The sequence below is a fragment of the Commensalibacter sp. M0133 genome (genome assembly GCF_016101485.1).
GTDB lineage: Bacteria > Pseudomonadota > Alphaproteobacteria > Acetobacterales > Acetobacteraceae > Commensalibacter > Commensalibacter melissae.
In genome coordinates, this window is sequence record NZ_JACFQI010000002.1 from 1 (window position 1) to 24,954 (window position 24,954).

Consider the following 24,954-nt stretch of genomic DNA (forward strand, 5'->3'; position numbering starts at 1 on the left):
AACACTACAACCAATACGCCACCAGCATATCCCCTTCTCATCCTATACAATTGTCAATGAACAAAACCGTAAAACACATCAAAAACCTTTTGCTCTCTCAATGTCTGTGTGACCTTATCTATACAATTTAAATCCAAGAATCAACCCCTAAAATTTTATTTTTTTATTTTTAATTTTAAATCCTTTTTTATTCTAAAAAACCGTTTTTAATTAACAATGTAAATCCGCTCATTTAACAATTTATAAAATAAGATATCAGGTTTACTTCTTTTCTATTTAAAAAATTGACTATTTTCATACTGAAAATGAAATATATTTCCCACTTATTAGTATATAAGTATTATACATACATAAAACGCTGTTCATTCATTTTAAACTGATTGCAATAATGGGATTTAATTAACAAAACAATAATCAGTCCAAAACAGATCTGGTTTTAAAAAAACTGTTTCATATAAATGTATATTTGCATAAAAAACTTGCGAGATCTTTATTTTTTTTTAAAAACAAGATTGTTTTTTATTATAAGCCCTATTAAACGTAAATACATAACCATAACAATGAGTTTTTACATGTTGCAAAAAATACTTTCTTCATTTGTAGAAAGCTTCTATACACAATATGTTTGGCAACAGCCAAACAGGATTGCTCTTTTATAATCATAATGAAGTGATTATTATTTATCTTTAGGTATACTTAACAAAAGCAATTTATATATACTGTTTTGTAAAAAACTTGGTGGAATTTTAATTGTGGACATAAACAAACATCCAACACCAACGGATTCTGGTCTTAAACGACGTTTTGGTGATTTTGTTTCTCTTTCTGAGGCTTTAGATTACGCCGCTCAAGGAAAAAGCGGTATTAATTTTTATTCAGCCAAGGGAGTTTTATTAGAATCATTACCCTATTCTGACCTGCGACAACAAGCTATACATGTTGCCAAGCAACTTTTGACCTTGGGACTAAAGAAAGGCGATCGCCTGGCCATTGTTGCAGAAAGTGACAGTGACTTTAGCCGTATCTTTTTTGGCTGCCAATATGCAGGTATTGTTCCCGCCCCAATGCCTCTGCCTGTTGCTTTTGCTGGAAAATCTTCTTATATCAACACCTTGCGGGGAATGATTGAAAACTCTTCCGCAAAAGCGGTTATTATTCCACAAACAATTCAAAGCTGGACGCGGGAAATTATTGAAAAATTTCCTTTATTGTTCGGAGGAAGTCCTGCCCAGCTAAAAGAAATAAAAGTTAATAGCGCCATAGAATTACCAGTTATTCAGGCTGATGATCTTTCTTATCTTCAATTTTCTTCAGGAAGCACTCGCTTTCCTATGGGGGTTGCTGTCACCCAGAAAGCCTGTTTGGCCAATGCTCATGCAATCTCATATTATGGATTGGCAGTAAAAGAAACAGGAGACCGATGCGTTTCATGGTTACCCTTGTATCACGATATGGGGCTGGTTGGATTTTTTCTAACCCCTATGACATGCCAGTTAACCATTGATCTTTTGCCTACCAGGGATTTCGCAAGGCGTCCACATGTCTGGTTGGATCTGATCAGTCGTAATAAAGGGACCCTATCTTATAGTCCATCTTTTGGGTATGAACTTTGTACACGCCGTATGCCTTCCTCAACCCTGAAACTTGATTTATCCTCTTGGCGTGCGGCAGGTATTGGCGGAGATATGATACGTTCTCATATTTTAGAACAATTTGCCGAACAATATCAAAAATATGGTTTTAATTCAAAAGCTTTTGTCGCAAGCTATGGTATGGCGGAAGCAACATTAGCCCTTTCATTCGCACCTTTGGGAGAGGGACTTAAAACCGATACTATTGATTTGCCCCTTCTTGAAACGACAGGTATAGCAAAACCTTCCAATGATCCTCGCGTTACAACCAGGACTTTTACTCTTTGTGGTCCGATACTTCCTAATCATGAAATTGAAATACGAGACGAAAATGGAAATACTCTTCCCGAAAGAAGAGCGGGCAGCATTTACGTGCGAGGCCCAAGCCTTATGAAAGGTTATTTCAATAAAGAAAAAGAAACAGAAGCCGTTCTTGACAAAAAAGGATGGTTAAAAACAGGTGACCTAGGTTATATTTTAAATAACGAAATTGTCATAATTGGACGCGAAAAAGATTTGATTATCATTAATGGGCGAAATATATGGCCCCAGGATCTGGAATGGGCGGCTGAACATGCTTTTAACTCGCTAAGAAGCCGCGATGTCGCTGTATTCTCGGTTGATAAGAATAATCAAGAAACTGTCGTTGCACTTGTCCAATGCCGTGCCATTGATGAGTCTGAAAGAAAAAGACTTCAAGAAGATATGACCAGTCTGTTTAGAAGACAAAATGGTGTAGAAGTATCTGTCCTGTTAGTCCCTCCACATAGCCTACCGCAAACCTCCTCTGGAAAATTGACACGGGCAAAAGCAAGACAAATGCTTTTAAAAGGAGAATTCGGATTTCATTTTTAAAAATTCAGGTATGAAATGAAATTTTATGGCCTCTTGAACAGAATTTAAAAGCTATTTACAATAAATCAATTCTTTCCTTAGGATATGCGACTGATTGCGTTAAATGTCATCCAATCAGTCATAATCGTTCAAATATTGATATTTAACAAGGTAACACTATGACTGAAACGGTTGAAGAAATTTCAAAAATAATTATTGATACATTATTAGAAAACCCAAAAGTTCCCAAAAACATTTCACCAGACAGCAAAATTATTGAAGATTTGGAATTCGATTCTCTAGCTGTCATGAATTTCGTCATGGAAATTGAAGATAAACTAGACGTATCCGTTCCTTTGGATCGCCTGACAGACGTAAGAACGATTCGTGATCTTGCAGATGCCATCGTTTCCCTTAAATAAAAGCTCTCTCCTATGGATATATTTACAAAATTCAAGCCACTTGAAACTGCTTTCAACCAACTTATTTCCTTTGCCCCACACAATCCATTTGGGGTTACAATCGAAAAAACACTTTCTGCAACAGTTGGTACTATCAACGGGAAAGAAACGCTTCTTTTTGGAACAAACAATTATCTAGGCCTCAGTCAATCCGAAGAGGCACGAAAAGCAGCTGCTGAAACAGCTATGCAATATGGTGTTGGAACAACGGGATCCAGAATTGCCAATGGCTCTTATTCCTTACATCAATCACTCGAACAAGAACTGGCTCAGTTCTTCAACCGTCGTTCCTGCATGGTTTTTTCAACAGGATATCAAGCAACCCTCGGCATGGTATCAACTCTTGCCGGTAAGGATGATTACCTTTTCTTGGATGCGGACTGTCATGCCAGTATTTATGATGGCAGCAGACTCAGTCAGGCACAAATTATACGTTTCCGACACAATGACGCTGACGACTTACGTAAGAGATTACGCCGAGTTGGCAATATAAACGGTATTAAACTGGTTGTTGTGGAAGGAGTTTACTCCATGTTTGGAGATATCGTTCCCCTCAAAGAATTTATCCAGGTCAAGAAAGAGGAAAATGCTTATCTCATGATTGATGAGGCACATTCTTTTGGTGTTTTTGGTGAACATGGTCGAGGAATTGCAGAACGTGAAAACGTGGAACAAGACGTTGACTTCATCGTGGGAACTTTTTCTAAAAGCTTGGGTACTGTTGGAGGATATTGTGTTTCCGATTATCCACAAATGGATAAATTACGTCTTTGTACCAGACCCTACATGTTTACGGCCTCTTTACCTCCCGAAGTAATCGCCGCAACACGTGAAAACTTGAAAATCATCGCTAACCGTCCTGAATTGAGAAATAAACTAAAGAATAATGCCTCCCGGTTTTATCATGCATTACAGAATGCTGGTTTTCAAACTGGTCCAGATATCAGCTCTGTTGTTTCTGTCATCTTGAATGAATTACCTCAGGCTGCTCATTTCTGGAACAGGGTGTTAGAATTGGGGGCTTATATTAATCTTAGCCTGCCTCCCGCCACACCAGATAACAGACCTTTATTAAGAGCGAGTATCGCCGCGGCCCATACAGAAGAACAGATTGACCGACTAGTTCAAATCTACATTCAGGCGGCTAAAGATGTAGGGCTAACTCTTAATTAAAATCTTTATCGTTTGAATAAACCCTGTCGATATAATTTGAATAATATCCAGGGTGCATTTATAAGGGGATATTTTTTTTGGAACGCTGTCAACTCAAGATTAATGTCACGGTGTCGATTAATTTTCCATACAATATACTGCGCGCCCCCTTCAAACGTGAAAGCGGCCTTAATTAATCGGCAAATATTCAAGGGTCGACCCAATATTTTCCGAATCTTCCAGCGTTTTCTAGCATATTCTCGTTGATCCTTTGACACAGATGGAAATAAAGAATAATTTTTTGTCTCGTTATAGGATATTCCTGCTTTTTGCCAGCCCAGTTTTAAAAGTTGCTTAAAGTAATCTTCTCTATTTTCCAAAATCAACATTGGACGATTATTTGATTCCACCCTTAGCTCGACATCATAAGTATGACGGAATAATGAACACCAATATTTTTCCGCAGTCCCATATTCTGGCCCCAAAAAAGTGGCCCACCATATAGCTGTATTTACCGCTCTTATGAGACAATCCAACAATGCCTGTTTTCCTTTATCATCCTTCCACCAAAGAATCTTAACAGGCTGACAAAAACGCGCCCACATCGTTGTATCAATGGATTGTAAAGCAATAGCTTTTTGAAGTTGATCTATTGATAATATCGCAACTTTGGCCCTTAAATTAACATTCCCCTCACTCCATTCATGATATTCAATATTCGGAGGTAGACAATAATTAATCACAATTTTAAAACAATCTTCCGGATACCAATCAGACAAATTTTGACAAACAACATAAAAATCAAGCAAACCTGTCAGTTCTTTTTTCCATAAAGAAGAACCGTAATAGATAACACCTATGGGTTGCCGATCTCCTATGATCTGTTTAACGAAGGCGGTAACAGATTCTGGAACAGAATGCCGATCAAATGAAGTAGCTAATAATTGTGACAAGGATGATGACATAAACAGCCGACATTATCTATAAACGGACAAACGAAAATTTGGGACCGGTCGAAAGAAGGATACAATGATCCTCGCCTGTATCAAACTGTTCTCCATCAAGAATAATATCCTCTTTGATTGACAGTTTTATTTTATTGGCGGTACCACTAAGATAATTAGGATCATTCAATAACCATTCCGGCGTTTTACCTCTTAATAAGGCGAAACATGCCGCTAACAGATGTGGAGGATGTGCTTTAACATTCAAATAATGAAGACTATCATCCCCTGCATATCGGTTAAAAAACGGCCACATTCCATGAGATAGGCTCTGTAAAGTCGTCGATAAAAACAAAAAGCAATTCTCCTGATATGATTTCTTTTCATCAATGAAAAAAGAGCATATATTGCCGTTAAGCCATAAATCCCGTGTTTTTGAAAAAAATAATTTTAGTAAAGACGTTATAATGGTGATTGCCACAGCACCATCATGAGGAAAATTTTTTAAAATCGTCGGGTTATGTGCAATCTGAATAGCCTTCGTAAATGCCGCTGCACCTTGAAACATTCCCAAAACAGGCGGACGAGAGGGATCAGACCATTCAATTTTTAATGCATGACGATGCTGAATCATAAAATGCAATCGCTGACGTTCTGCCAAAGTCCTGATACGCTTAAGAGCATTAATTCCCCGAATACCGAATCCAATATCCTTGGCTATTAAATTTGTATTTCCTGAAGGAAGAATAATGAGGCTTGGCAATTTATCATGTGGATAACAGCTATAAATAGCTGTCATGACATGACTAATCGTGCCATCCCCACCATCTATAATGATACAATCAACCCCTGTTGCGACAAAACGATTTAACGTTTGCATCATATCATCAACAGTTCGTGGCGTAGAATAATTTTCACCTAACCAGTTCAAGGCAAAATTTGTAAATTCCTTATCCTCTTTCTGATTTAATCGACTTACAGGATTTTTAATTAAGGCAATATTCTGATTCACGGATTGCTTCTAACATTCTATAGTATCTTGTTTTAATTTAATATGAGGAGTAATAAACGTTTTTATAGTTTTGATGTTATCATTCCTTCCCATTTGCTTCTTTTATGAAAAAAATTGTGCAAAAATCAACTATATTATCATGATTTCAAGTGTGTTACATAAAATAGCATAGAATATATTTAAGGATAGTCTCTTTTGAAACGCTTTACAATTGCCCATATTTCGGACATTCATCTTCCCTTGGAAAGCATTCAATTTCCGAAATTATCCCTTGTCAATAAACGATTTTTAAGTTTTCTGTCCTGGAAAAAAAGACGCCTTTCTTTGCAAAAAAAGAGACTTGATATCATTATTGACGATATTTCCAAAGAATCTCCCGACCTTTTGTTGATATCGGGAGATCTCACCAACTTGGCTCTGCCCGAGGAATTTAAACAGGCAGCTGACTGGTTGCATCATCTTCCTTTTAAAAATATAAATATTATCCCAGGGAATCATGATGCACTTGTTAAAACACAATGGCACAATAGCTACGCTTTCTGGTCACCCTGGTCACAGGCTTACAATCATGACGATTACCCTATCATAACCCGTTATGGTTCTATCGCTGTCATTGGCATTAATACAGCTGTTCCCACGCCTCCCTTTTTTGCAAATGGCCAGGTTGGAAATTATCAGCTGAATCAAATCAGATATGCACTCCAACAACTTAAAAAAGATAATTTATTCAGGATTGTGATTTTGCACCATCCCCCTGTATCAGGAATTGTTTCGGAAAGAAAGGCCTTAAAAGACAGGAAAAAATTGCAAAAAATATTATATGAAGAGGGTGTCGAGATTATTCTTTTTGGGCATGTCCATCGTACCATTACCCGAAAATTTCTTAACACCAATATACCGATGCTGGGAATTGCTTCGGCCTCTTCAAATTCAAACCGTCCGTATCACCAAGCCGCTTGGCGTAAAATCGTAATTGAAAAATTGGATGATCACTTTCATACATTTTCAACGGTACGCTTTATAGATAAAAATGGTGATTTTTCTCAAACCCACTCCTTTTATATAAATCATTATTTTCAGTAAATCCTTGTTGAAATTTCATTTAAAAAACCAGAGTTTGACCAGATTTTTATTAACAATCCACATCAAGATGTTGGATTCCTATCTTTTTGCGCAAGCTCTCCCAAGTTTTATTGTTTCTCTTGGAGTTATTCTTGCCGCCTTGATGCTGGAAAGATTGCTTGTTTTACTTGACCTATTAGCGGCAGACAGCAGCCCCCTCAGTACTTTTCTTGGCTTGCTGGCAGATCTGATCCCTCATTATCTTGGTCTTGCCATTCCGGCAGCCTTTTGCGTATCAATTTTTTCAAGTATTCGTCAGTTAAATCTTAATAATGAAATTGATGCACTATTAAATGCTGGAAAATCCCTTTTTCAATGTACACGGTCTTACATCATAAGTGGTATTGCCGTCAGTTTTTTTTGTATAATATTATATGGTTATATTCAGCCATATGCCCGATATGATTTTCGCGCAGCTTTTTTTTATGCCTCTCATGCTGGATGGGCACCCCATATTCAAAGCCATATGATTGTTCAACCCAATAACCACACTGTTATGATCGTTGACAAAGCTAGCCAAAACGGAACCCAGCTTTCAGGAATCTTCATAAGACAAACAAAATTAAATGATAAAAAACAACTGGTTGAACAAATTATTCTGGCCGATAAAGGGAATTTTTATTCACTGGCCGATCATTCAAAAATAATGCTGACCCTTTATGATGGTCAAAATCTTACATTAAATCCGAATAACAACAATAATATAACAGATTTTTCCAATGCTTCACGAATAATACAAAACACAAACAAGAAAAACATTTTTAGGGAAAGAGGCAGCGATGAACGCGAACTAACCCTGACAAATCTCTATGAACAAATTCAGCACCATACCTATCAAGACATCCCAATTTTAGATATAAAGGCTGAATTTCATTTTCGTTTAGTCCGCGCCTTATCAATTATTGCCATTCCTTTTCTTGCTGTCGCCTTAGCCATTACACCAAAACGTCGTAAAAGAAATTTAGGTCTTGGAATCGCGGCAATCATTCTTGTTGCCTATGATCATATTCAACAACTGGGTTTAACCCTTGTTTCACACGGACATGACAATGCTTTTGTCGCTTTATGGCTACCATTTTTTATATTCTTGTTTTTTTGCTTTGGCTGTCTATTCTTAAAAAACAATCCTTTTCTCCTTACCTCTCGCAATTTGTTAAGACACTTTTCAAAGTCTTCGGATAAATAATGAAAAAATTATTGAAACGTTATGTATTAACCTTTTATTTATCCAGTCGCTTGTTAGCAACGACTTTTACTACTGTCATTATTTTAACAGCAATCATGGAGGTTTTAACCCTATTGGAACAAACCTCTTCCATTTTGGAACGACAACTTGGGCTAAAAGGGGTTGTTCATTTCATGATGCTGAAATTACCTTTACTTTTTAATTCTGTTTTACCCTTAAGTACCCTTATCGGTTTCTTGATCGCCCTCACTCAATTGACAATCAACAATGAGATAACCATCCTACGATCCATAGGCCTATCGACATGGGGACTGATAAAAAAATTAATACCTGTTACGCTATTGCTAAGTTTTCTATGTTTTATTATGTCTGACCAAATTACACCCAAAACGGAACTGGATCTGGCAACATGGTGGAACAAAACCAACCCACATCCCGAAAAAGAAAATAATTTCTATTTTTACAGCAATCTTGATATCATCAATATTGATCATATTGCCTATGGAGGAAATAAAATTACAGGACTGACAATCATCAAGCGTCGTGATTTATCTCATATTGACTCGGTGCTTATTGCTGATGAAGTCATTCATAAAAACCACCAATGGATTTTCTCTCATGCAAAATTCCTGCAAAACAAACCGGATATTCCATTAAAATTTCATGAATTAACAAATGAAAAAGAAAGAATATGGAATATTAACCTGACACCACATACCCTTATAAGACTATCTTCAAAATCAATGCCACAATCCATCCATAATATGGTTCTAGAATTATCATATCAACAACCTTTCAAAATGCCTACGAATTATATAAAAACAACAATTTGGGGAAGATTGTGTTTACCCTTTACTTTTATCATGATGCTAATTATTACTGTACTTGTGACCTACATCCCGCCACGTGCCGGGTTACGTAGCTGGATCCCCATCTATTGTTTGGGATATGGATTGTTATTTATTATATTCCAAGAAGTCCTGCATGCTTTGGGGAAAGCAGGAACTATACCCGCCCCAGTGGCTTCACTTTCTGCCTTCCTTGTCTTTATGTTAGCTACATGCACTATCATTCTATCAGTTGAAGAAAAACAATGAGCAACCAATCTATCTTTCAAATTATGCGCAATCAAGACCTACGTTCCGGACGTAGTTACGATTTAGGTAAAATGGGACTAAAACAATTATGGGTGGCCTATTTGACGCATCCAACCATCCTATTATATTTCAGCCTTATTATTGGATGTATTGTCGCCGTCTGCTACACGTTCAATGGATGGGTTCCTGTCTTAAGTTCAATTATTGTCATGATATTTGGCTTTCCATTAATCTGGTATATTATCCATCGCTGGATCATGCATGTTTCGTTACTATACAGAATGAAATGGTCGGCTTCACTATGGAAACGCATTCACTTTGATCATCATCAGGATCCCCATCTTTTAAATGTATTATTTGGATCACCCTTGAATACCATACCAACCATCATTATCATTGGGGGCGGCTTGGGATATTTAGTTGGTGGATTTTGCGGTTTCTTTGCCTCTATTGGTACAGCTGTGTACATGTCATGTTTTTATGAATTTTTTCATTGCATTCAACATTTGAATTATAAACCAAAATCCAGGTATGTAAGTCATATTAAACAGGTTCATGTTTTACACCACTTTCATTATGAAAAGGGAAACTTTGGTATTACCAACTATTTTTGGGATAAAGTCTTCGGTACCTATTATGAAGATGCCAAGGCACGCCCACGGAGCCCAACTGTATTTAACATGGGATATACTGTGAAAGAAGCTGAACATTATCCTTGGGTTATGCTAAAAACCGGGGCTCCTCCACGTGATCGTCCCGCAGGATCTAATTTTCGGGAGCATAAAAAAGATTGCACCCAACACACTCAAAAAGCAGCCTAAAAGGAATTGGGGCCATTATGGAACGTGAACCCATCAATGCTTTAATTCTGGCTGGGTCAAGGCAAGGGAAACAAGATCCTTTGGCTTTGCATGCTCACGTTTCGCACAAAGCGATTATTCCCGTATTGGGAAAACCAATGATCGAATATGTTACCGAAACCCTTGCAAAAATAGAATCCATTAATAAAATTGCTGTTTCAATTGAAAAGTTCGAGGTTGTTAGGAATATTCTACCCAACTTTATTAAGTATCTTCCCACCTGTCCTGGTCCAAGTGCAAGCATCATCCAAGCCATTCAAGCGTTGGGAACCCCCCTATTAATAACAACCGCTGATAACCCCTTACTTCAACCGGAATGGGTGGAATATTTCATACAGGAAGCGGAGGCCTCACAATGTGACCTTGCTGTTGGTATCGCCCTAAAGGAACAGATTGAAAAAGATGTTCCAAACACAAAAAGAACTTACATCAAATTGGCTGACGGTTCTTTTTCTGGTTGCAATATTTTTATGTTTCGAACACCAAGGTCCATTCAAGTCGCGAAACTTTGGCAAAAATTGGAAAGTTATCGCAAAAGTCCAGTAAAAATGGGCTTGCTATTGGGATATTCGATAATCTTGCGATATATCCTGCATCGCTTGACTAGAAAAGCACTTAAAAAAAGAATTTTCAAATTAACCAAGGTTAAGATCCATTTTGTAATTATACCCTGGGGGCAGGCTGCCGTGGATGTGGATAAACCTGATGATCTCCATTTGGTTAATAATTTGATGTCTGACCGATCAAACTAAATCAATTCTTACACATTTCATTGGTTTAAAATCAAAAAATCAATAAATATTCCAAGCTTTTTAAAATATTCCATGTATTTGATATCGCATGTCAATCAAGAAACGCCTCACAGGCTGTCTAAGTATTTTTTTGCCATCTATCAGACTATAGGGACCACCCTTACTTAATGTATGCACCCCTTGATTATATTCGCCAAATATTGAACCTTTATTGAACTGGCCTGTAATTCTTGCTTCAAATTGATCAGGGGTTAATTCAATAATGTTTAAAAATGTCAGTCCTCCTCCATACGTCAGGCTACAATCCTGTGTCGGTAAAATAATACCCTGAGATGTAATGACTGCATTACCACCAGGACGTGCACTTGAGGGGGAAATCCTTACGGGATTAAGTGAATGAGAATGCCATGTTCCTGTAAGACTTTCCGACCAGGCAACAGATAAAACGCTTTGCCGACTTAACCCTTCCCTTACAGGGGTATAAAACATCCACCATAAATCATTATAAAATAATACAGTCGGATCAATGGCCACTTCAGGAAAAGAAAAAGAGGATACCTTCTCCCAATGAAATGGAAACTCAACTGCTTTATATAAACTGGTTTCACCTGATTTGTATGCCTCTGGCAGCATGTAAACCAATCCCTGATCCTCAATTAACATTGGATAGGATAGATGCCAGGGTTTCTCCAATACAATTTTTCGATCAATAAGTGAAAGCTGTTGATCAAGAATTAATACCTCTATACGGCCATGACGATCTCTGTAATCATATGCTTCCGCAAAAACATATAGTTTATTATCTCTATAGAGGCCAAAAGGATCAGCAAGAAATTTGAACGTATCCTCCTCTTTTATCCAATGAATATCGCAAATATCACAAGCTATCACATCCTCAACCGGTGCCTTGACAATACCAATGCGCCATATATCCGTTTCAAAAATCGACATCAGAAATACAAATTTATTTTGCGGGTATTAAATTCAGTAATTCAAGGGGTTTCACAGCAAAAGGTTTTACCACGCGCATCAGATTCTGGAAATGTTCCGTTTCGCAATGCGCATCCAAAGCCTGTTGATTTGCCCAACATTCAATAAAAACAATTTTATTAGGCTTGTCACTTTGAAAATAGGCTGTATAGCTGTGATTTCCTTTTTCCTCTCTTGAACGAGAAACACACACATTCACAGCATCTGAAATTTTTGACCAGGCCCCTTCATCAATTTCCAGTATAGCAACCAAATTAACTTCCTGAGACATAATTTGTTCCTTGTTTTTTAAATAAAAATAATACGTTTCATCTTTATCAAATTTTTATCTTAAAATAGTAAACAATCTGATTCTATAAAAAATTAAATATTTCTGATAAAATTCACTATAATCACATGATTTAAATTCATTCAATCATTTAAGGTTAAGACCAATTATGAGTGACGCACTTTCACGTCGTTTTATAGCTGCACAAGAAATTGTCAAAAATGCATCTGAAATTGCCTTACAAATGCGGCCCAGTCCAGGGGGACCCCAAGGATCCCTCAAACATGCCCAAGACTGGTTGACCGAAACAGATGGCAAGATCGAAACCTATATTTCAAAAGCAATTCAATCCCTCTTTCCCGAAGATGGTTTTCAAGGAGAGGAAAAGGGGAAAACACGTTCAGGGTCGTTAAGATGGATTGTCGACCCTATCGATGGAACATCAAACTATGCACGTGGCAGAAATCGGTGGTGTATTTCTCTTGGCCTTATGGAAGAAAATGTTCCCACTCTCGGTATTATTGCAGCTCCATGCGTAAACGAATTCTATACTGCCCGTCTAGGAAAAGGGGCATTCATGAATGAAAAGCCCATTCATGTTTCCGATGTTAAAGATCCAAAAATATCCATGATTGAACTGGGCTGGAGTCACGTCAGTAAAATCGATGAATTTCTAAAAAATGCAGAAGCTATCTTAAAAACTGGCGCAATGATTCGCACTTTGGGTTCTGGCACCATGTCCCTCGTCGATGTTGCGAGCGGTAGACTGGATGGACATTTTGAAATGGCCATTAATTTATGGGATGTGGCGGCAGCACTCGTTTTGCTTAGAGAAGCTGGTGCCTGTATTTCACCTTTCTTGGAAAATGGTGGCCTTCATCAAATGACACCTATTTTAACCGCAGCTCCAGGAATTTCGGATATCCTCTCGAAAACACTTCATATGTCCTTATCATAAATCACTTTTATGTTAAACTACCGATCTGTTTTTTCTTTTTCGTCAAACCTGAACTAAATTGTTAATCCTATGAAAAATAATTTCATCTTTAAATATGGTACGATGTTTTGCTTTTCAATGCTGTCAATATTTTCTATTCAGCATGCCAAGGCCAAAACTGACAAAGTACAATCTATTGTGGACCATTCTCTTTTAACAGTTGAGGATGTCTTTGCAAATATTCCCACATCCAGCCGTGTCTATACCCGTTTAAAAAACGCCAGGGCAGTGATGATTTGCCCAAATATTACACATATCTCCCTCGTGTTTGGAGGCTCCGGGGGAGATTGTGTGCTTCTTTCTAGGGATGCAAGAAATTCTTGGTCCAGTCCTGCTTTTTACAAAATGTCAAGTGGCTCTTTTGGTATACAGCTTGGTGTACAAAATACAGAAGTCATGCTTTTCATCATGAACGAACGCAGTTTGCGCAAATTGTTGGACAGCCAATTCACAATGGGAGCCAGTGCCTCTGCAACAGCAGCAAAATCCAGTAGCGATGCCAACAAGGATACAGCCGATATTTATAACCTGCAAAAAGCATCAGGATTATTTGTCGGAGCATCTCTAAAAGGATCTAAATTAAAAATTAACAGTAGTGCCAATCATAAATATTATAACCAGATTGTGGGACCAGAAGATATTGTTATGGCAATGCGCGTTAATAATCCAGCGGCAAACCGTCTGCGTAAAATCCTGATCAAATATTCAAATATGGCAAAAAATGTCCAACCTGAAAAAAAATCATCCAAAAATCATAATGTAGAGGATGATAATGGCGATGCCAATACCAATGATGATTCAGGTGCGATTGACCTTGCCCCACAAAAAGGCTCCTCATCACATAATATTAAATCTGAAAATTTGCCTGCCCCTTCAAAATCCAGAAAATAAAAAAACCATACTATATTTTAAAAGATAGTTTTTAAAAACTATCTTTTTTTCTCTGCGGCAACATTGTGATTATGTTCTGCAAGACTTGTTGAAAAACTATGCCCACCCGTTCCATTTGCAACAAAATATAATATTTTTCCTTCTGCAGGATGTGCAACAGCCTCCATAGCGGCTTCACCAGGAGAGCATATTGGTGTAGGCGGTAAAGCGCTGGTCCAATAAGTGTTATATGGGTTGACAATTTCCAGATCCTGTCGAGTTAGCCTGCGATCAAAATCATTTTTTCCATCAGTCAGGGCATAAATCACTGTAGGATCTGATTGTAATCGCATACCAAGATGCAGGCGATTGATAAATACACGAGCAACCATGGGACGTTCGCGTTTTAAAGCGGTTTCCCGCTCAACAATTGAGGCAAGGGTAACCAAATCCTGTTGCGTTTTTATCTCAGCAAGAACCTGTCGTTCACCCCAGATTTTTTGCAGTTTTTTCTGCATTGACTGTTGCATACGGAATATCATCTTTTCACGAGACATACCCCATTCATAGGCATAGGTCTGGGGCAATACCGTTCCCTCTTCTGGTGGCTGTATCTGTCCTGTCATATAGGGGGCATCATTAACCAAATTCGCAATCTGATAGGCTGTCAGCCCTTCTGGAATGGTTAATTTATGCTGTACAGGTTTTGCATACCGCAAGATATCGATAACCTGTTGAATCGATGCCTGCTTTGGAAAAGAAAACTCAGCCGCGTGTAACGTCCCGGCCTTATCTGTCAGCTTTATGCCACTACGAAAAATAAAACCGCCCCAATAGGATTGAGTGACAACATTTTCTTTCTGAAGTTGGTTCAATATTGCCGCGACATTTCCCTTGGCAATAACCACATTTTTAGCATTATCCAAAGGACCAGGAGCAAAATAGGTATATTTTCCGTAAAAGAATACAGCAAGCAGGCATACAAGTAATGCACTGACCCCATATAACAATCGACGCATTACAATTTAACCCATGATATATCTTAGTAAATTTTCATATTCTTTTAAAAATCAGACTCGCATTCGTGCCACCGAAACCGAAACTATTGGATAGGGCAGCATCAACTTTTCTTTGCTGGGCAGTATGAGCTATACGATCAATGACACTTTCCCTTGACGGATTATCAAGATTCAAAGTGGGAGGTACCTCATTATTACATATTGATAATAGAGAGAAGATCGCCTCAACCGCACCTGCTGCACCTAATAAATGACCAATAGCCGTTTTTGTTGAAGACATTGCCAAATGTTTGCTTGCATCCCCAAACAACCGCTCGACAGCTTCAAGTTCAAGATCATCCGCCATGGTTGATGTACCATGTGCATTAATATAATGGATATCTTCCAATGATAATCCTGAATGTTTAATGGCCGATGCCATTGCACGATAAGCACCTTCATGCCCTTCTGCTGGAGCAGTGATATGATACGCATCACCTGACATGCCATATCCAGCCACCTCACCATAAATTTTTGCGCCACGGGTTTTCGCATGTTCATATTCTTCTAACACAAGAACACCGGCACCTTCTCCCATCACAAATCCGTCACGATCCTTATCCCAGGTTCTTGACGCTTTTGTAGGTGTATCATTGAACCCCGTGGATAATGCTCTGGCAGAACAGAACCCTGCAATACCCAATTCACATACAGCCGCTTCCGCTCCTCCGGCAATCATTACATCAGCATCGCCAAGCGCAATCAAACGGCTTGCATCTCCAATAGCATGCACTCCTGTTGCACAGGCTGTCACTACCGCATGATTGGGCCCTTTAAAGCCATATTTGATGGAAACATATCCTGAAACCAAATTAATCAAGGCAGATGGAATAAAGAACGGAGAAACTTTTCGAGCCTGACCTTCATTAACCTTGATTGACGTTTCATAAATGGTTTGCAGCCCACCAATTCCTGAACCAATCATGACACCGGTAGCCATTTGATCCGCTTCATTTTTGGGTGTCCAGCCAGAATCCTCCACTGCCTGAATAGCCGCCACTAAACCCAATTGAATAAAACGGTCCATTTTCTTTAAATCTTTAACGGGGATCCATTCAGACAGGTTTAACCTGCCCTCTCCCTTTGAACCTTCAGGAACTTCCCCGGCAATACGTGCAGCAACACGTGAAGCATCAAAACTTTTGATTTTATCAATGCCGCTTTCGCTTGCAACAAGTCTTTTCCAAACATTATCGATACCAATTCCAAGAGGGCTTACAATCCCCATTCCAGTAACAACTACCCTGCGGTGTGGCCATGAACTTGTACTCGTCATTAAATTATCCTGTAAGTTTTATGAATCGATAATGTTATAGACTTTTAATTAAGATGCTTGTTTCTGTTTTTCAATATAATCGATAGCATCCTTGACTGTTGCAATCTTTTCTGCGGCATCCTCAGGAATTTCCACATTAAAAGCCTCTTCAAAAGCCATAACAAGTTCAACTGTATCCAAGCTGTCTGCACCCAAGTCATCAATAAAGGAAGCTTCAGGCGTTACCTTTGATTCTTCAACACCAAGATGTTCAACAACAATTTTTTTTACTTTGTCAGCAATTTCACTCATTATATTCGTCCTTTTACAGCTATAAAGCTTACATGTTTATACTATATTACCAAAGTTCCAAAGAATTTTTAGAACTTTATACGATTTTATCACAATGGTATTGGGGAAATATCACATTTCCCCCAAATAACCAAGCAAAAGCAATATTATAATTTTATAAAATGTTCAAATGGTTCACAAAGCAAGGATCTTTACACCATATACATGCCACCGTTAACATGCAAACATGTTCCAGTAACCCAATCTGTCTCTTCAGAAGCCAGATAGACAGCTGCGGATGCAACATCCTCCACCTGTCCCATTCTATTTCTTGGAATTCTTTGTAATAATCTAGATTGTTGCTCTTCTGATAATACGGCAGTCATTGGTGTTTCAATAAAACCGGGGGCAATAACATTAACGGTAACGCCTTTTTTCGCCACTTCTAACGCCAGACTTTTACTCATAGCGATTAATCCGCCTTTTGCAGCTGAATAATTGGCCTGACCAACATTACCAATAAACCCAATGATCGAAGCGATATTAATAATGCGTCCTGAACGCCGGCGAACCATTCCCTTTAACGCAATCTGACATAATTGGAAGGGCACAGACAAATCCACATCCAGAACCTCGGACCATTCCGATTCCTTCATTCGGATTGAAAGATTGTCCCGCGTTAATCCGGCACTATTAACCAGGATATCGACAGGTGCATTTGTCTGCCTCTCTGCATTCGGGATAAGCGCTTTTAAAGATTCCTGATCCTTGAGGTTGGCTGTTTGAACAAATGCGTTCTGTTCACCCAACTCTTTTTGAACCTCTCTTAAAACGTTTTCCCTGGTTCCCGACAAAACAACCTTTGCCCCTTGCTGAACAAATGCCTTGGCAATCGCTTGACCAATTCCACCCGAGGCACCAGTAACCAACGCTACCTTATTATCTAGTCTGAACATAATCTTCATAATCCTTGTGTTCTTTTAAAAAGCAGAAAGAATTTTTGCAAATTCTTCAAGATCTGCAGGTGTATCAACAGAACAAACCTTGCTATCCCGTGCAGTACGCTGCATGATTTTAGACAAAACCTTACCTGCACCAACTTCAACAAAAAAATCAACTTCCTGATCAATCATATATCGCATAGTTTCTGCCCATCTTACAGAACCTGTTATTTGTCTAACCAATGAATCCCTGACAAAAGAAGAATTTTCATAAGGGCAGGCGGTTATATTTGCGATAACAGGAAAATTAAATGGTTTGGGATTTGTTTTAGCCAAGGCATCCCGCATTTCCCGGGCAGCGGGTTCCATTAACGGACTATGAAATGGTGCTGACACAGGCAATTTAACAACTCTACGGATACCAGCTTCCTTGGCTATGGCTATAATCCGTTTAATCGCGTCCATATGACCAGAAACCACAACCTGAGACGCACCATTATCATTGGCAACTACAACAACCGAGTTTCCCTGCGTGACCTGTTTGCATAAATCCTGAACCTGTCCAATCGTGACGCCTATAAGTGCAGCCATTGCTCCCTGACCAACCGGTACCGCATTTTGCATTGCACTGCCGCGCGTCCGTAACAAATTGACAGTTGTAACAAAATCAAACACATTGGCAGCACAAAGAGCAGAATATTCACCCAAGGAATGTCCTGCTGCCATTGAAACCAGATGATTGGCATCAATATTAAATTCTTTTTCCAAAACCCTGATTACGGCCATGGAATGTGTCATTAATGCAGGTTGTGTATTTTGCGTTAAAGTCAACGCTTCCACAGGCCCCTCCATCATAATTTTGGATAATGGCTGCTTTAACGTTTCATCCAACGCTTCATAGACTTCTCTGGCAATTGGAAATGCTTCAGCCAATGCCTTACCCATACCAACATATTGGCTTCCCTGACCGGGGAATAAAAATGCACATTTCATAATAGATGATTCCAATAAAATAAATTAAACGGCAGATCTTACAAAAAGCTGGTTAATACTTCGTAAAATTTCAAAAGTCTGCTTCCACAAAGGTAAAATACGGTGTTCCTCAATACCCCGTTTTTTGACAATCTCAATTATTTCTCCAACCGAACGGCGATTGTCAACAAGTCCCAAAAACCCGCGTGCCTGTGCAGGTAAAGGAAGCATAATCGTCAACATTCCAAAAGAATAAGGAAGCAGATTGGATGGTAAAATCTGATTGGCAAGTATTTCTCCAGGCGTTTCCCGCATAAAAGGAATTGAATCAGAGGCACATGGATCAGCAAATTGTATATTATCTTCCGCGCGACGCACATACACAACATGCGTTGACATATTCCCAGCCAAAGATTCAGCCAGACCAGCCTGTGTTCTTATATCAAACTGCCTGAATTTTTCTCTGATCTTTGGATCTGTTATTAAATAAGCAGGATCATAACGCGCAGGCTCCACCAAACAGTTTACCGCCAACTCATTTTTATCCAACAGATCCCATAATTCGGCAATTTTATAGGATCGGTCACGCGGGTTTAATAAAAGATCATACAGACCAGCGTCACCTCCAGTTAAATGATCACCAAAATTTCCATTAAATCTGAGCCAGGCAGTCGATGGAAGATGCTTCATGATTCTTTTTGCAACATCCAAACGCTTTACTGGTGGATCTGACAAAGAGGTCAGTTTGGATAATGCTTCCTGCACCATATAAACACCAGTACGACCATAGGGAGCATAAACCATCAATCCCATCCCGCCGCCAGGATTTAGTTGTTCCCTTAATATTTGCAGGGCAGCAGCAGGATCAGGCAAATGATGCAAAACACCACAACAATCAATATAATCAAACAACCCGAGATTTAAATCTGGCAATTCAAGAATTGAACCCTGAACATAACGGATATTACTCAATTTCCGTGTAGCTGCCCGTTCTTTAACAATTTTCAAAACTGCCTCGGCCCGATCCAAACAGATCACTTCACCAGAACGTTGGTGTCGTGCCATTTGTTGAGCCACCATGATTGCTGCATCACCGGTTCCACAACCAGCAATCAAAATCCTTAATGGTTGCGTATAAGAACGATATCCTCCAAATACCCAATAATCAATTTCATTCAAATGGCTTGGACTGCCTATTAATAAGCGTTTGGTTTCATCCTTTGGATTGCGTTCGGGATACGGATAGGCCTCATATTGCCTTGCCAACCCCAAATCTTGCTGATCATTTTTATGGGCCATTACGCTCTTACAACCAATTTACCACGCTGCCAAGCTTCTGCCGCCTCATCGGCACTCATCCCCTGATTGCGTATTGCATTTTCCATGAACTGAACAATCTGATTACCCAACATCATTTCCTCAAGCTCATCAATCAAGTCACCCCCAAATCGCTGAATCCAATTGGGGTTTAATAGCATGGCCGCTTTTTGTTTCCGTATAAAAATATTCTCGGATTCCCTCAGACGATAAAAATTTCCTGAATCCGTGAACAATGCCGGTTCATAAAGCATCATTAACTCGGGTTCTTGTGAGTGGATTATTTCCTGATAATGAGTCAACGTCTCTTCATCTGCAATAGGTTTCAATTGATAACCAGCCTCGATCAAACCATATTCTTTCATGATTTTATTCGCGAAAACCTGCAAAGTTTCACATACCGTGATTTCACGATGAAGAAATGAAGCCGTTATAAGTTGATCAATAGAACCCACATGTTCTTGAAACTTTTTTGGCAAAGCAAAAGAGATAGAGGGTTGATAAAGATTTCCAATCACCTTGAAATTCGGATTGGATTGAATGATATCGGCATGAATATCAGGCAACCATACACTTACAAACAAATCAATTTTCCCAGCAGTCAGCTCCTGAATCAAATCCTTACATTCACCGGTAATTAATTCTATATCCGTTATTCCATGGGCCTCTAACACACGTGTTATAACTGCTGCTGTTGCTTCATGTATCAAATTATCAAAAAAACCAAGCTTCAAAGAATCCATCCCTGTTAATGTCCCACTCTTGTTCAGAAAATTGTTATATTATAGATAAAACTTGTTTGGTATAGGCTTTCTGTTGTTTATTAATAATCATTAGTATTAATTTAGACAAATATCTTTGCCATTTTTCTGAAGGCATCCACCCAATAACCTTACAAACCATATTAACCACCCTGACAATATGATGGATTTTATATAATGACATGGCCTTTTCCATATAAAGGGCTATACATCGTTTATGATTATATGGCATTCCATGGGGCTCATTGGTGGCATGAAAGGCCGAGGCAAGCTCATCATCCTGACTTTCAATTATACGACCCAAGGCAATCCTGGCTCGTTGCAACCTGGAGAGCTTTTGAGATTTCAAATATAATTTAGCATAATCATAAAACAATTTATAATGACGATATTCATCTCCAGCAATCCTTCTGCATATCTCCTTCAGGACAGGTTCCTTTACATAATCTGCCAAGGCACTGTAATAAGATGAAGTGCCAACCTCAACCATAGCCCGGGCGATAAATTCTCCCGCCTGTGATCCACGGATTGAGTGATCCGTCTTTAAGTCAATCTTATAAAAATTTCTGAAACGCTTATAACTTTCCTGATAATCCCAAGCAGGATCAGCCATCATGGCCCATCGTCCCAATGTTTCACCATGTTGCACCTCTTCATCTTCCCATTTCCTGAAAAGCTTTGTCAATTCAGGATCATGACCAAATATATTAGTCAAATAAATCGTATAGTCTACACTATTTCGTTCAACAACAGCGGCTGTTTTTATCAAAGGAACAATATCAGCATCTATTAATGAAGGGTCAAATTTATCCCAGTTAACCTGTTCAATATCCCAATGTTTCATAGTGCCACGCTTTCCTTATCAATTTTATTTTTAATTAAGAAATTATAAAATGACTATAGTAAACCGTAGTATGAGAAAATGACTAGATATTTTTATTAAATTCAATAGTCAAAACAGGAATTAATCTCGGACTCTGAAATTGGCGCCTGATTCCATTTTGGGTTATGATCCTTGTCAATAACTGCAGCCCTCACCCCTTCTAAAAAATCGGCCCGTTGGATAAGATGACTAACTAACAATAAATCGCGTGTTAAAACAGCTTCTTGAGTTGGTAATTTCAAATGCCAAGCTCTATAAGTTACCTCTAAAGAAAATGGACAAGCTTTTAATATAGTTTTAAAATCACATACGGCCCAATTATATTTACTTTTTCGCAATTTCTCAATAATCTTTGCTACAGAAGAAGCTTGATAAATATCAGCAATTTGTTTTAAAGTTTTATTATCAAATTCATAGGATTGCTTATATGTTGAAAGAAAAAAATTAATTTCATTTGGCTGTAATTCTGTTAATTTTTGTAAAAAAAGTTCTAATTCACTTGAATAAATCATATAATCTGCAAACCCCAACTTAATAGCAGTGTTACCATTAAAACGTTGTCCCGTTAACATAGCCCTTAATCCAGAAAAACCTGGAGCATTTTGAAATAAAAAAGAACTACCTGCATCTGGGGTTAATCCGATCATCACTTCTGGCATTGCTAAAATAGAACGTTCAGTAACAAAACGATATGTAGCAAACGCTCCTAATCCTATACCTCCCCCCATGGTAATGCCATCCATTACTGAAATAATGGGCTTAGAATAATGTAGTATATAATTAGCTAATACATAATTATATTTAAAAATTTCTAAACCTTTTTGTTTTTTACCTGAACGAACTAAATCAGCAATTTTCCGAATATCACCACCAGCACAAAAAGCTCGTTCACTACTACTATTAATTAAAATTATATAAATACGCGAATCGAATTTCCACTTTTCTAAAACATCTAATATTTGATTTTGTAACACATCATCAATCGCATTCAATGCTTGCGGTCTATTCAATGTTAATACACCAACATAATTTCTTTTTTGTACTATAACTAAATTAGACACTTAAAATATATCCAACAAAAATTTATAATTATTCATAAATATTGATAACAATTTAAAAAAGTTTATAAAAGTTAATAGTTTGAAAGTATATTTTTATAAGGTTGCGTCATGGACTTACTCCATAAAAGAAATGTATCCCTTGATTGTTTTCGTGGAATTATGGCTTTATTTGTCGCTTGTGGACATTTTTTTTATTGGAACCATAAACCAATAATTCCTTGTTCTTTTGTTTTAGCTGTTGACTTTTTTTTGGTTCTCAGTGGTTTTGTCATTTGTCATTCCGTTTATCAAAAAAGAGAAAAATTTAACTCTATAAATTTTGCTTTTAAACGTTATCTAAGACTTTTTCCAGTATATATCGTTTGCGTAGTTATTTCTTATGTATTTAATATTTTTAATAATATCACTCAACCTAATTTATTTGATTGGTTTAAAATATTAACTATTTCAGAAATGATTCCCTTAAATACGCTTCACCCTTCAATACCTTTTGAACCAATAGGAATTTCATATACTATTTCAGCCGAACTTTGGGTTGGAATAATAATTTTTCCAATATTTGTAACATTACTAGATAAATTTACGCATTTGATATTTCCTGTTTTAATTCTAGTAATCTTATATTGTTTAATTGTATTAAATCAAACCTCTATAAACTATATGGATGCGCATCATAGGCTGTATAATTTATTTATAGATTATGCAATTATTAGATGTTTATTAGAATATTCACTAGGAATTCTTACTTATTTAATATTTATTAAGATTAATTTTAAACCAAACAATTTTATAATTTCTTTTTTTCAACTTTTTATAATTCTTTTATTTTCTATGATTTACTTAAAATTAAATTATAATAGAAATAATGAATTTATAGCTCCTTTTTTATTCGCTATATTTATCTATCTCTTATCTTTTAAAACTGGAATTATTTACAAAATAACTTCTAATAATTTTGCAAAATTTTTAGGAGATATTTCATATTCTATTTACCTAATTCATCCTATTTGGATAAATATCTGTTCAAAATATTTTCATTTACATACCACAAAAGGAATTAATATCGTCATTTATATATTTTGCATATTAACATCTGCATATATAATTTATCAATTTGTTGATAAACCTTGCCTACAACTTCTACGATACAAAAATAATACTTAAAACCAATTTTCAGTAATCTCGTAAAATTATTTATGATAAATTAAGGACTTATATATGCCGCTTAAAAGAGATTTCTCAACAACGATTTTTAATAATTTTCCGATTCGTCACGACTGGACCAAGGAGGAAATTGCTTCTTTGTTTCAGCTCCCGTTGCCCGAGCTTATTTACCAAGCACAAACTGCCCACCGATTAAATTTCGATCCAACACAAATTCAGGTTTCAACCTTGCTCTCGATCAAAAGTGGAGGATGTCCCGAAGACTGTGCTTATTGTCCACAAAGTGCAAAACATGAAGAAAAAATTAAGGCAGACCGTCTTATGTCCGTTGAAAAAGTGCTTGAAAAAGCACGCGCTGCCAAAGCGGAAGGTGCGACACGTTTTTGTATGGGTGCCGCCTGGCGTTCCCCGAAAGATCATGATCTCGAGACCGTTTGTGCCATGATAGAAGGCATTAAAAATCTTGGGATGGAAACATGCGTAACCTTAGGAATGCTTAATCTGGAACAAACTGAAAAACTTAAAAACGCTGGGCTGGATTATTATAATCATAATCTTGATACTTCTGAAGAACATTATGAAAAGATCATCTCAACCCGTACATATCAGGATCGTCTGGATACCCTCGCTTTTGTTCGTGATGCCGGTATCAAAGTATGTTGTGGGGGTATTCTCGGAATGAATGAAGATGAAGCAGACCGTGTCAGCATGATTGCAACCCTTGCCAATTTACCCAGACATCCGGAAAGCGTGCCTATCAATATGCTTATCCGCGTCAAAGGAACACCTTTGGGTAACGCAGACCCCATAGATCCTATTGATTTTATTCGTACAATTGCTGTCGCCCGAATTACGATGCCTGAAAGCTATGTCCGATTGGCAGCCGGCAGAACGGAGATGAGTAATGAAATGCAGACCTTGTGCTATCTGGCTGGAGTCAATTCTATTTTTCTGGGTGAACGTTTGCTAACCTGTCCCAATCCAGAAAAAAGCAGTGATTTGACCTTATTCAACAAATTAGGACTGCAAATTGCCAACCAGCAAAACCGGGCCATATCCTAAATTAACAACACTA

The 24,954-nt window shown here is 37.8% G+C and carries 25 protein-coding genes; 12 read left to right on the top strand and 13 right to left on the bottom strand.

Features of this window, described 5'->3' with window-relative positions; all coding sequences use genetic code 11:
• Positions 1-752 precede the first annotated feature (752 nt).
• The 3 genes from H3T46_RS04885 (at position 753) to spt (ending at position 4,099) form a co-directional block, all read left to right on the top strand.
• A complete protein-coding gene (locus H3T46_RS04885) occupies positions 753-2,486 on the top strand; it encodes a fatty acyl-AMP ligase (RefSeq protein WP_347401013.1) in 1,734 nt (577 codons plus the stop codon).
• A gap of 158 nt (positions 2,487-2,644) precedes the next feature.
• Positions 2,645-2,887, top strand: a complete 243-nt coding sequence (locus tag H3T46_RS04890; protein ID WP_122124053.1) for an acyl carrier protein — start codon at positions 2,645-2,647, stop codon at positions 2,885-2,887.
• 12 nt (positions 2,888-2,899) lie between these two features.
• Positions 2,900-4,099 carry a serine palmitoyltransferase gene (spt, locus tag H3T46_RS04895; protein ID WP_155580879.1) on the top strand — a complete coding sequence of 400 codons (1,200 nt, stop codon included), beginning with the start codon at positions 2,900-2,902 and terminating at the stop codon, positions 4,097-4,099.
• Positions 4,100-4,104: 5 nt separating this feature from the next.
• Here spt and H3T46_RS04900 read toward each other — a convergent pair whose 3' ends face one another.
• Together H3T46_RS04900 and H3T46_RS04905 are read right to left on the bottom strand one after the other, a co-directional pair.
• Positions 4,105-5,043 (bottom strand): hypothetical protein, encoded by a 939-nt coding sequence (locus H3T46_RS04900; protein ID WP_155580880.1) that lies wholly within the window; start codon positions 5,041-5,043, stop codon positions 4,105-4,107.
• Positions 5,044-5,059: 16 nt separating this feature from the next.
• Entirely contained in the window at positions 5,060-6,034 is a 975-nt protein-coding gene (locus H3T46_RS04905) for a diacylglycerol kinase family protein (RefSeq protein WP_155580881.1), read from the bottom strand.
• 195 nt (positions 6,035-6,229) lie between these two features.
• Here H3T46_RS04905 and H3T46_RS04910 point away from each other — a divergent pair, with 195 nt between their 5' ends.
• From H3T46_RS04910 to H3T46_RS04930, 5 genes are all read left to right on the top strand, one after another.
• A complete protein-coding gene (locus tag H3T46_RS04910; RefSeq protein ID WP_155580882.1) occupies positions 6,230-7,117 on the top strand; it encodes a metallophosphoesterase in 888 nt (295 codons plus the stop codon).
• 67 nt (positions 7,118-7,184) lie between these two features.
• A complete protein-coding gene (locus H3T46_RS04915; RefSeq protein ID WP_198197713.1) occupies positions 7,185-8,342 on the top strand; it encodes an LptF/LptG family permease in 1,158 nt (385 codons plus the stop codon).
• The gene (locus H3T46_RS04920) at positions 8,342-9,439 is read left to right on the top strand and encodes an LptF/LptG family permease (protein WP_155565976.1); all 1,098 of its coding nucleotides are present in this window, start codon (positions 8,342-8,344) and stop codon (positions 9,437-9,439) included. Before H3T46_RS04915 ends, H3T46_RS04920 begins: the two co-directional genes overlap by 1 nt.
• Positions 9,436-10,260, top strand: coding sequence for a sterol desaturase family protein (locus H3T46_RS04925; RefSeq protein ID WP_230873472.1), 825 nt, complete (start codon positions 9,436-9,438; stop codon positions 10,258-10,260). Before H3T46_RS04920 ends, H3T46_RS04925 begins: the two co-directional genes overlap by 4 nt.
• A 17-nt stretch (positions 10,261-10,277) precedes the next feature.
• Complete coding sequence (locus tag H3T46_RS04930; RefSeq protein WP_155580886.1) at positions 10,278-11,051, top strand: nucleotidyltransferase family protein; 774 nt, start codon at positions 10,278-10,280, stop codon at positions 11,049-11,051.
• 60 nt (positions 11,052-11,111) lie between these two features.
• On the opposite strand, the gene H3T46_RS04935 is transcribed toward H3T46_RS04930, so the two are convergent.
• Both H3T46_RS04935 and H3T46_RS04940 read right to left on the bottom strand, forming a co-directional pair.
• Complete coding sequence (locus H3T46_RS04935; protein WP_198197715.1) at positions 11,112-12,002, bottom strand: formyl transferase; 891 nt, start codon at positions 12,000-12,002, stop codon at positions 11,112-11,114.
• A gap of 13 nt (positions 12,003-12,015) precedes the next feature.
• Complete coding sequence (locus H3T46_RS04940) at positions 12,016-12,312, bottom strand: putative quinol monooxygenase (RefSeq protein ID WP_110439034.1); 297 nt, start codon at positions 12,310-12,312, stop codon at positions 12,016-12,018.
• A gap of 166 nt (positions 12,313-12,478) precedes the next feature.
• On the opposite strand from H3T46_RS04940, the gene H3T46_RS04945 reads away from it, so the two are divergent.
• Positions 12,479-13,267: an inositol monophosphatase family protein gene (locus H3T46_RS04945; protein ID WP_110439035.1), complete on the top strand. Its 789-nt coding sequence runs from the start codon at positions 12,479-12,481 to the stop codon at positions 13,265-13,267.
• Positions 13,268-13,369: 102 nt separating this feature from the next.
• Entirely contained in the window at positions 13,370-14,197 is an 828-nt protein-coding gene (locus tag H3T46_RS04950; protein ID WP_198197963.1) for a lipid-binding SYLF domain-containing protein, read from the top strand.
• A gap of 38 nt (positions 14,198-14,235) precedes the next feature.
• Here the strand turns inward: H3T46_RS04950 and mltG are convergent, their stop codons facing one another.
• The 9 genes from mltG to H3T46_RS04995 all read right to left on the bottom strand — a co-directional run bounded on the left by mltG (position 14,236) and on the right by H3T46_RS04995 (position 22,715).
• On the bottom strand, positions 14,236-15,195 hold the full coding sequence (gene mltG, locus H3T46_RS04955; protein WP_155580891.1) for an endolytic transglycosylase MltG: 960 nt from the start codon (positions 15,193-15,195) through the stop codon (positions 14,236-14,238).
• A 34-nt stretch (positions 15,196-15,229) separates the two neighbouring features.
• Entirely contained in the window at positions 15,230-16,510 is a 1,281-nt protein-coding gene (gene fabF / locus H3T46_RS04960) for a beta-ketoacyl-ACP synthase II (RefSeq protein WP_155580893.1), read from the bottom strand.
• Between the two features lie 48 nt (positions 16,511-16,558).
• Complete coding sequence (locus H3T46_RS04965; protein ID WP_110439039.1) at positions 16,559-16,801, bottom strand: acyl carrier protein; 243 nt, start codon at positions 16,799-16,801, stop codon at positions 16,559-16,561.
• A 191-nt stretch (positions 16,802-16,992) separates the two neighbouring features.
• Positions 16,993-17,736 (bottom strand): 3-oxoacyl-ACP reductase FabG, encoded by a 744-nt coding sequence (gene fabG, locus H3T46_RS04970; RefSeq protein ID WP_198197717.1) that lies wholly within the window; start codon positions 17,734-17,736, stop codon positions 16,993-16,995.
• Between the two features lie 24 nt (positions 17,737-17,760).
• Positions 17,761-18,714: an ACP S-malonyltransferase gene (gene fabD, locus H3T46_RS04975; protein WP_232350010.1), complete on the bottom strand. Its 954-nt coding sequence runs from the start codon at positions 18,712-18,714 to the stop codon at positions 17,761-17,763.
• 24 nt (positions 18,715-18,738) lie between these two features.
• Positions 18,739-19,992: a bifunctional 2-polyprenyl-6-hydroxyphenol methylase/3-demethylubiquinol 3-O-methyltransferase UbiG gene (locus tag H3T46_RS04980; protein WP_155565982.1), complete on the bottom strand. Its 1,254-nt coding sequence runs from the start codon at positions 19,990-19,992 to the stop codon at positions 18,739-18,741.
• Positions 19,992-20,753 (bottom strand): glycine betaine ABC transporter substrate-binding protein, encoded by a 762-nt coding sequence (locus tag H3T46_RS04985; RefSeq protein WP_198197719.1) that lies wholly within the window; start codon positions 20,751-20,753, stop codon positions 19,992-19,994. Before H3T46_RS04985 ends, H3T46_RS04980 begins: the two co-directional genes overlap by 1 nt.
• Before the next feature lie 34 nt (positions 20,754-20,787).
• Positions 20,788-21,615, bottom strand: coding sequence for an acyl-ACP desaturase (locus H3T46_RS04990; protein ID WP_198197721.1), 828 nt, complete (start codon positions 21,613-21,615; stop codon positions 20,788-20,790).
• 101 nt (positions 21,616-21,716) lie between these two features.
• Entirely contained in the window at positions 21,717-22,715 is a 999-nt protein-coding gene (locus H3T46_RS04995) for an enoyl-CoA hydratase/isomerase family protein (RefSeq protein ID WP_198193507.1), read from the bottom strand.
• Positions 22,716-22,823: 108 nt separating this feature from the next.
• Here H3T46_RS04995 and H3T46_RS05000 point away from each other — a divergent pair, with 108 nt between their 5' ends.
• Positions 22,824-23,879, top strand: coding sequence for an acyltransferase (locus H3T46_RS05000; RefSeq protein WP_155567345.1), 1,056 nt, complete (start codon positions 22,824-22,826; stop codon positions 23,877-23,879).
• A 54-nt stretch (positions 23,880-23,933) separates the two neighbouring features.
• Entirely contained in the window at positions 23,934-24,941 is a 1,008-nt protein-coding gene (gene bioB, locus H3T46_RS05005) for a biotin synthase BioB (protein ID WP_198193508.1), read from the top strand.
• Positions 24,942-24,954 lie beyond the last annotated feature (13 nt).

Coding starts and splice junctions, on each gene's coding strand:
- H3T46_RS05000 (WP_155567345.1), top strand. CDS start 22,824: ATGGACTTACTCCATAAAAGAAATGTATCCCTTGATTGTTTTCGTGGA.
- H3T46_RS04990 (WP_198197721.1), bottom strand. CDS start 21,615: ATGAAACATTGGGATATTGAACAGGTTAACTGGGATAAATTTGACCCT.
- H3T46_RS04890 (WP_122124053.1), top strand. CDS start 2,645: ATGACTGAAACGGTTGAAGAAATTTCAAAAATAATTATTGATACATTA.
- fabF (WP_155580893.1), bottom strand. CDS start 16,510: ATGACGAGTACAAGTTCATGGCCACACCGCAGGGTAGTTGTTACTGGA.
- fabD (WP_232350010.1), bottom strand. CDS start 18,714: ATGAAATGTGCATTTTTATTCCCCGGTCAGGGAAGCCAATATGTTGGT.
- H3T46_RS04985 (WP_198197719.1), bottom strand. CDS start 20,753: ATGGATTCTTTGAAGCTTGGTTTTTTTGATAATTTGATACATGAAGCA.
- H3T46_RS04965 (WP_110439039.1), bottom strand. CDS start 16,801: ATGAGTGAAATTGCTGACAAAGTAAAAAAAATTGTTGTTGAACATCTT.
- H3T46_RS04930 (WP_155580886.1), top strand. CDS start 10,278: ATGGAACGTGAACCCATCAATGCTTTAATTCTGGCTGGGTCAAGGCAA.
- H3T46_RS04945 (WP_110439035.1), top strand. CDS start 12,479: ATGAGTGACGCACTTTCACGTCGTTTTATAGCTGCACAAGAAATTGTC.
- H3T46_RS04950 (WP_198197963.1), top strand. CDS start 13,370: ATGTTTTGCTTTTCAATGCTGTCAATATTTTCTATTCAGCATGCCAAG.
- H3T46_RS04920 (WP_155565976.1), top strand. CDS start 8,342: ATGAAAAAATTATTGAAACGTTATGTATTAACCTTTTATTTATCCAGT.
- mltG (WP_155580891.1), bottom strand. CDS start 15,195: ATGCGTCGATTGTTATATGGGGTCAGTGCATTACTTGTATGCCTGCTT.
- fabG (WP_198197717.1), bottom strand. CDS start 17,736: ATGTTCAGACTAGATAATAAGGTAGCGTTGGTTACTGGTGCCTCGGGT.
- H3T46_RS04940 (WP_110439034.1), bottom strand. CDS start 12,312: ATGTCTCAGGAAGTTAATTTGGTTGCTATACTGGAAATTGATGAAGGG.
- H3T46_RS04935 (WP_198197715.1), bottom strand. CDS start 12,002: ATGTCGATTTTTGAAACGGATATATGGCGCATTGGTATTGTCAAGGCA.
- bioB (WP_198193508.1), top strand. CDS start 23,934: ATGCCGCTTAAAAGAGATTTCTCAACAACGATTTTTAATAATTTTCCG.
- H3T46_RS04980 (WP_155565982.1), bottom strand. CDS start 19,992: ATGGCCCATAAAAATGATCAGCAAGATTTGGGGTTGGCAAGGCAATAT.
- H3T46_RS04900 (WP_155580880.1), bottom strand. CDS start 5,043: ATGTCATCATCCTTGTCACAATTATTAGCTACTTCATTTGATCGGCAT.
- H3T46_RS04925 (WP_230873472.1), top strand. CDS start 9,436: ATGAGCAACCAATCTATCTTTCAAATTATGCGCAATCAAGACCTACGT.
- H3T46_RS04915 (WP_198197713.1), top strand. CDS start 7,185: ATGTTGGATTCCTATCTTTTTGCGCAAGCTCTCCCAAGTTTTATTGTT.
- spt (WP_155580879.1), top strand. CDS start 2,900: ATGGATATATTTACAAAATTCAAGCCACTTGAAACTGCTTTCAACCAA.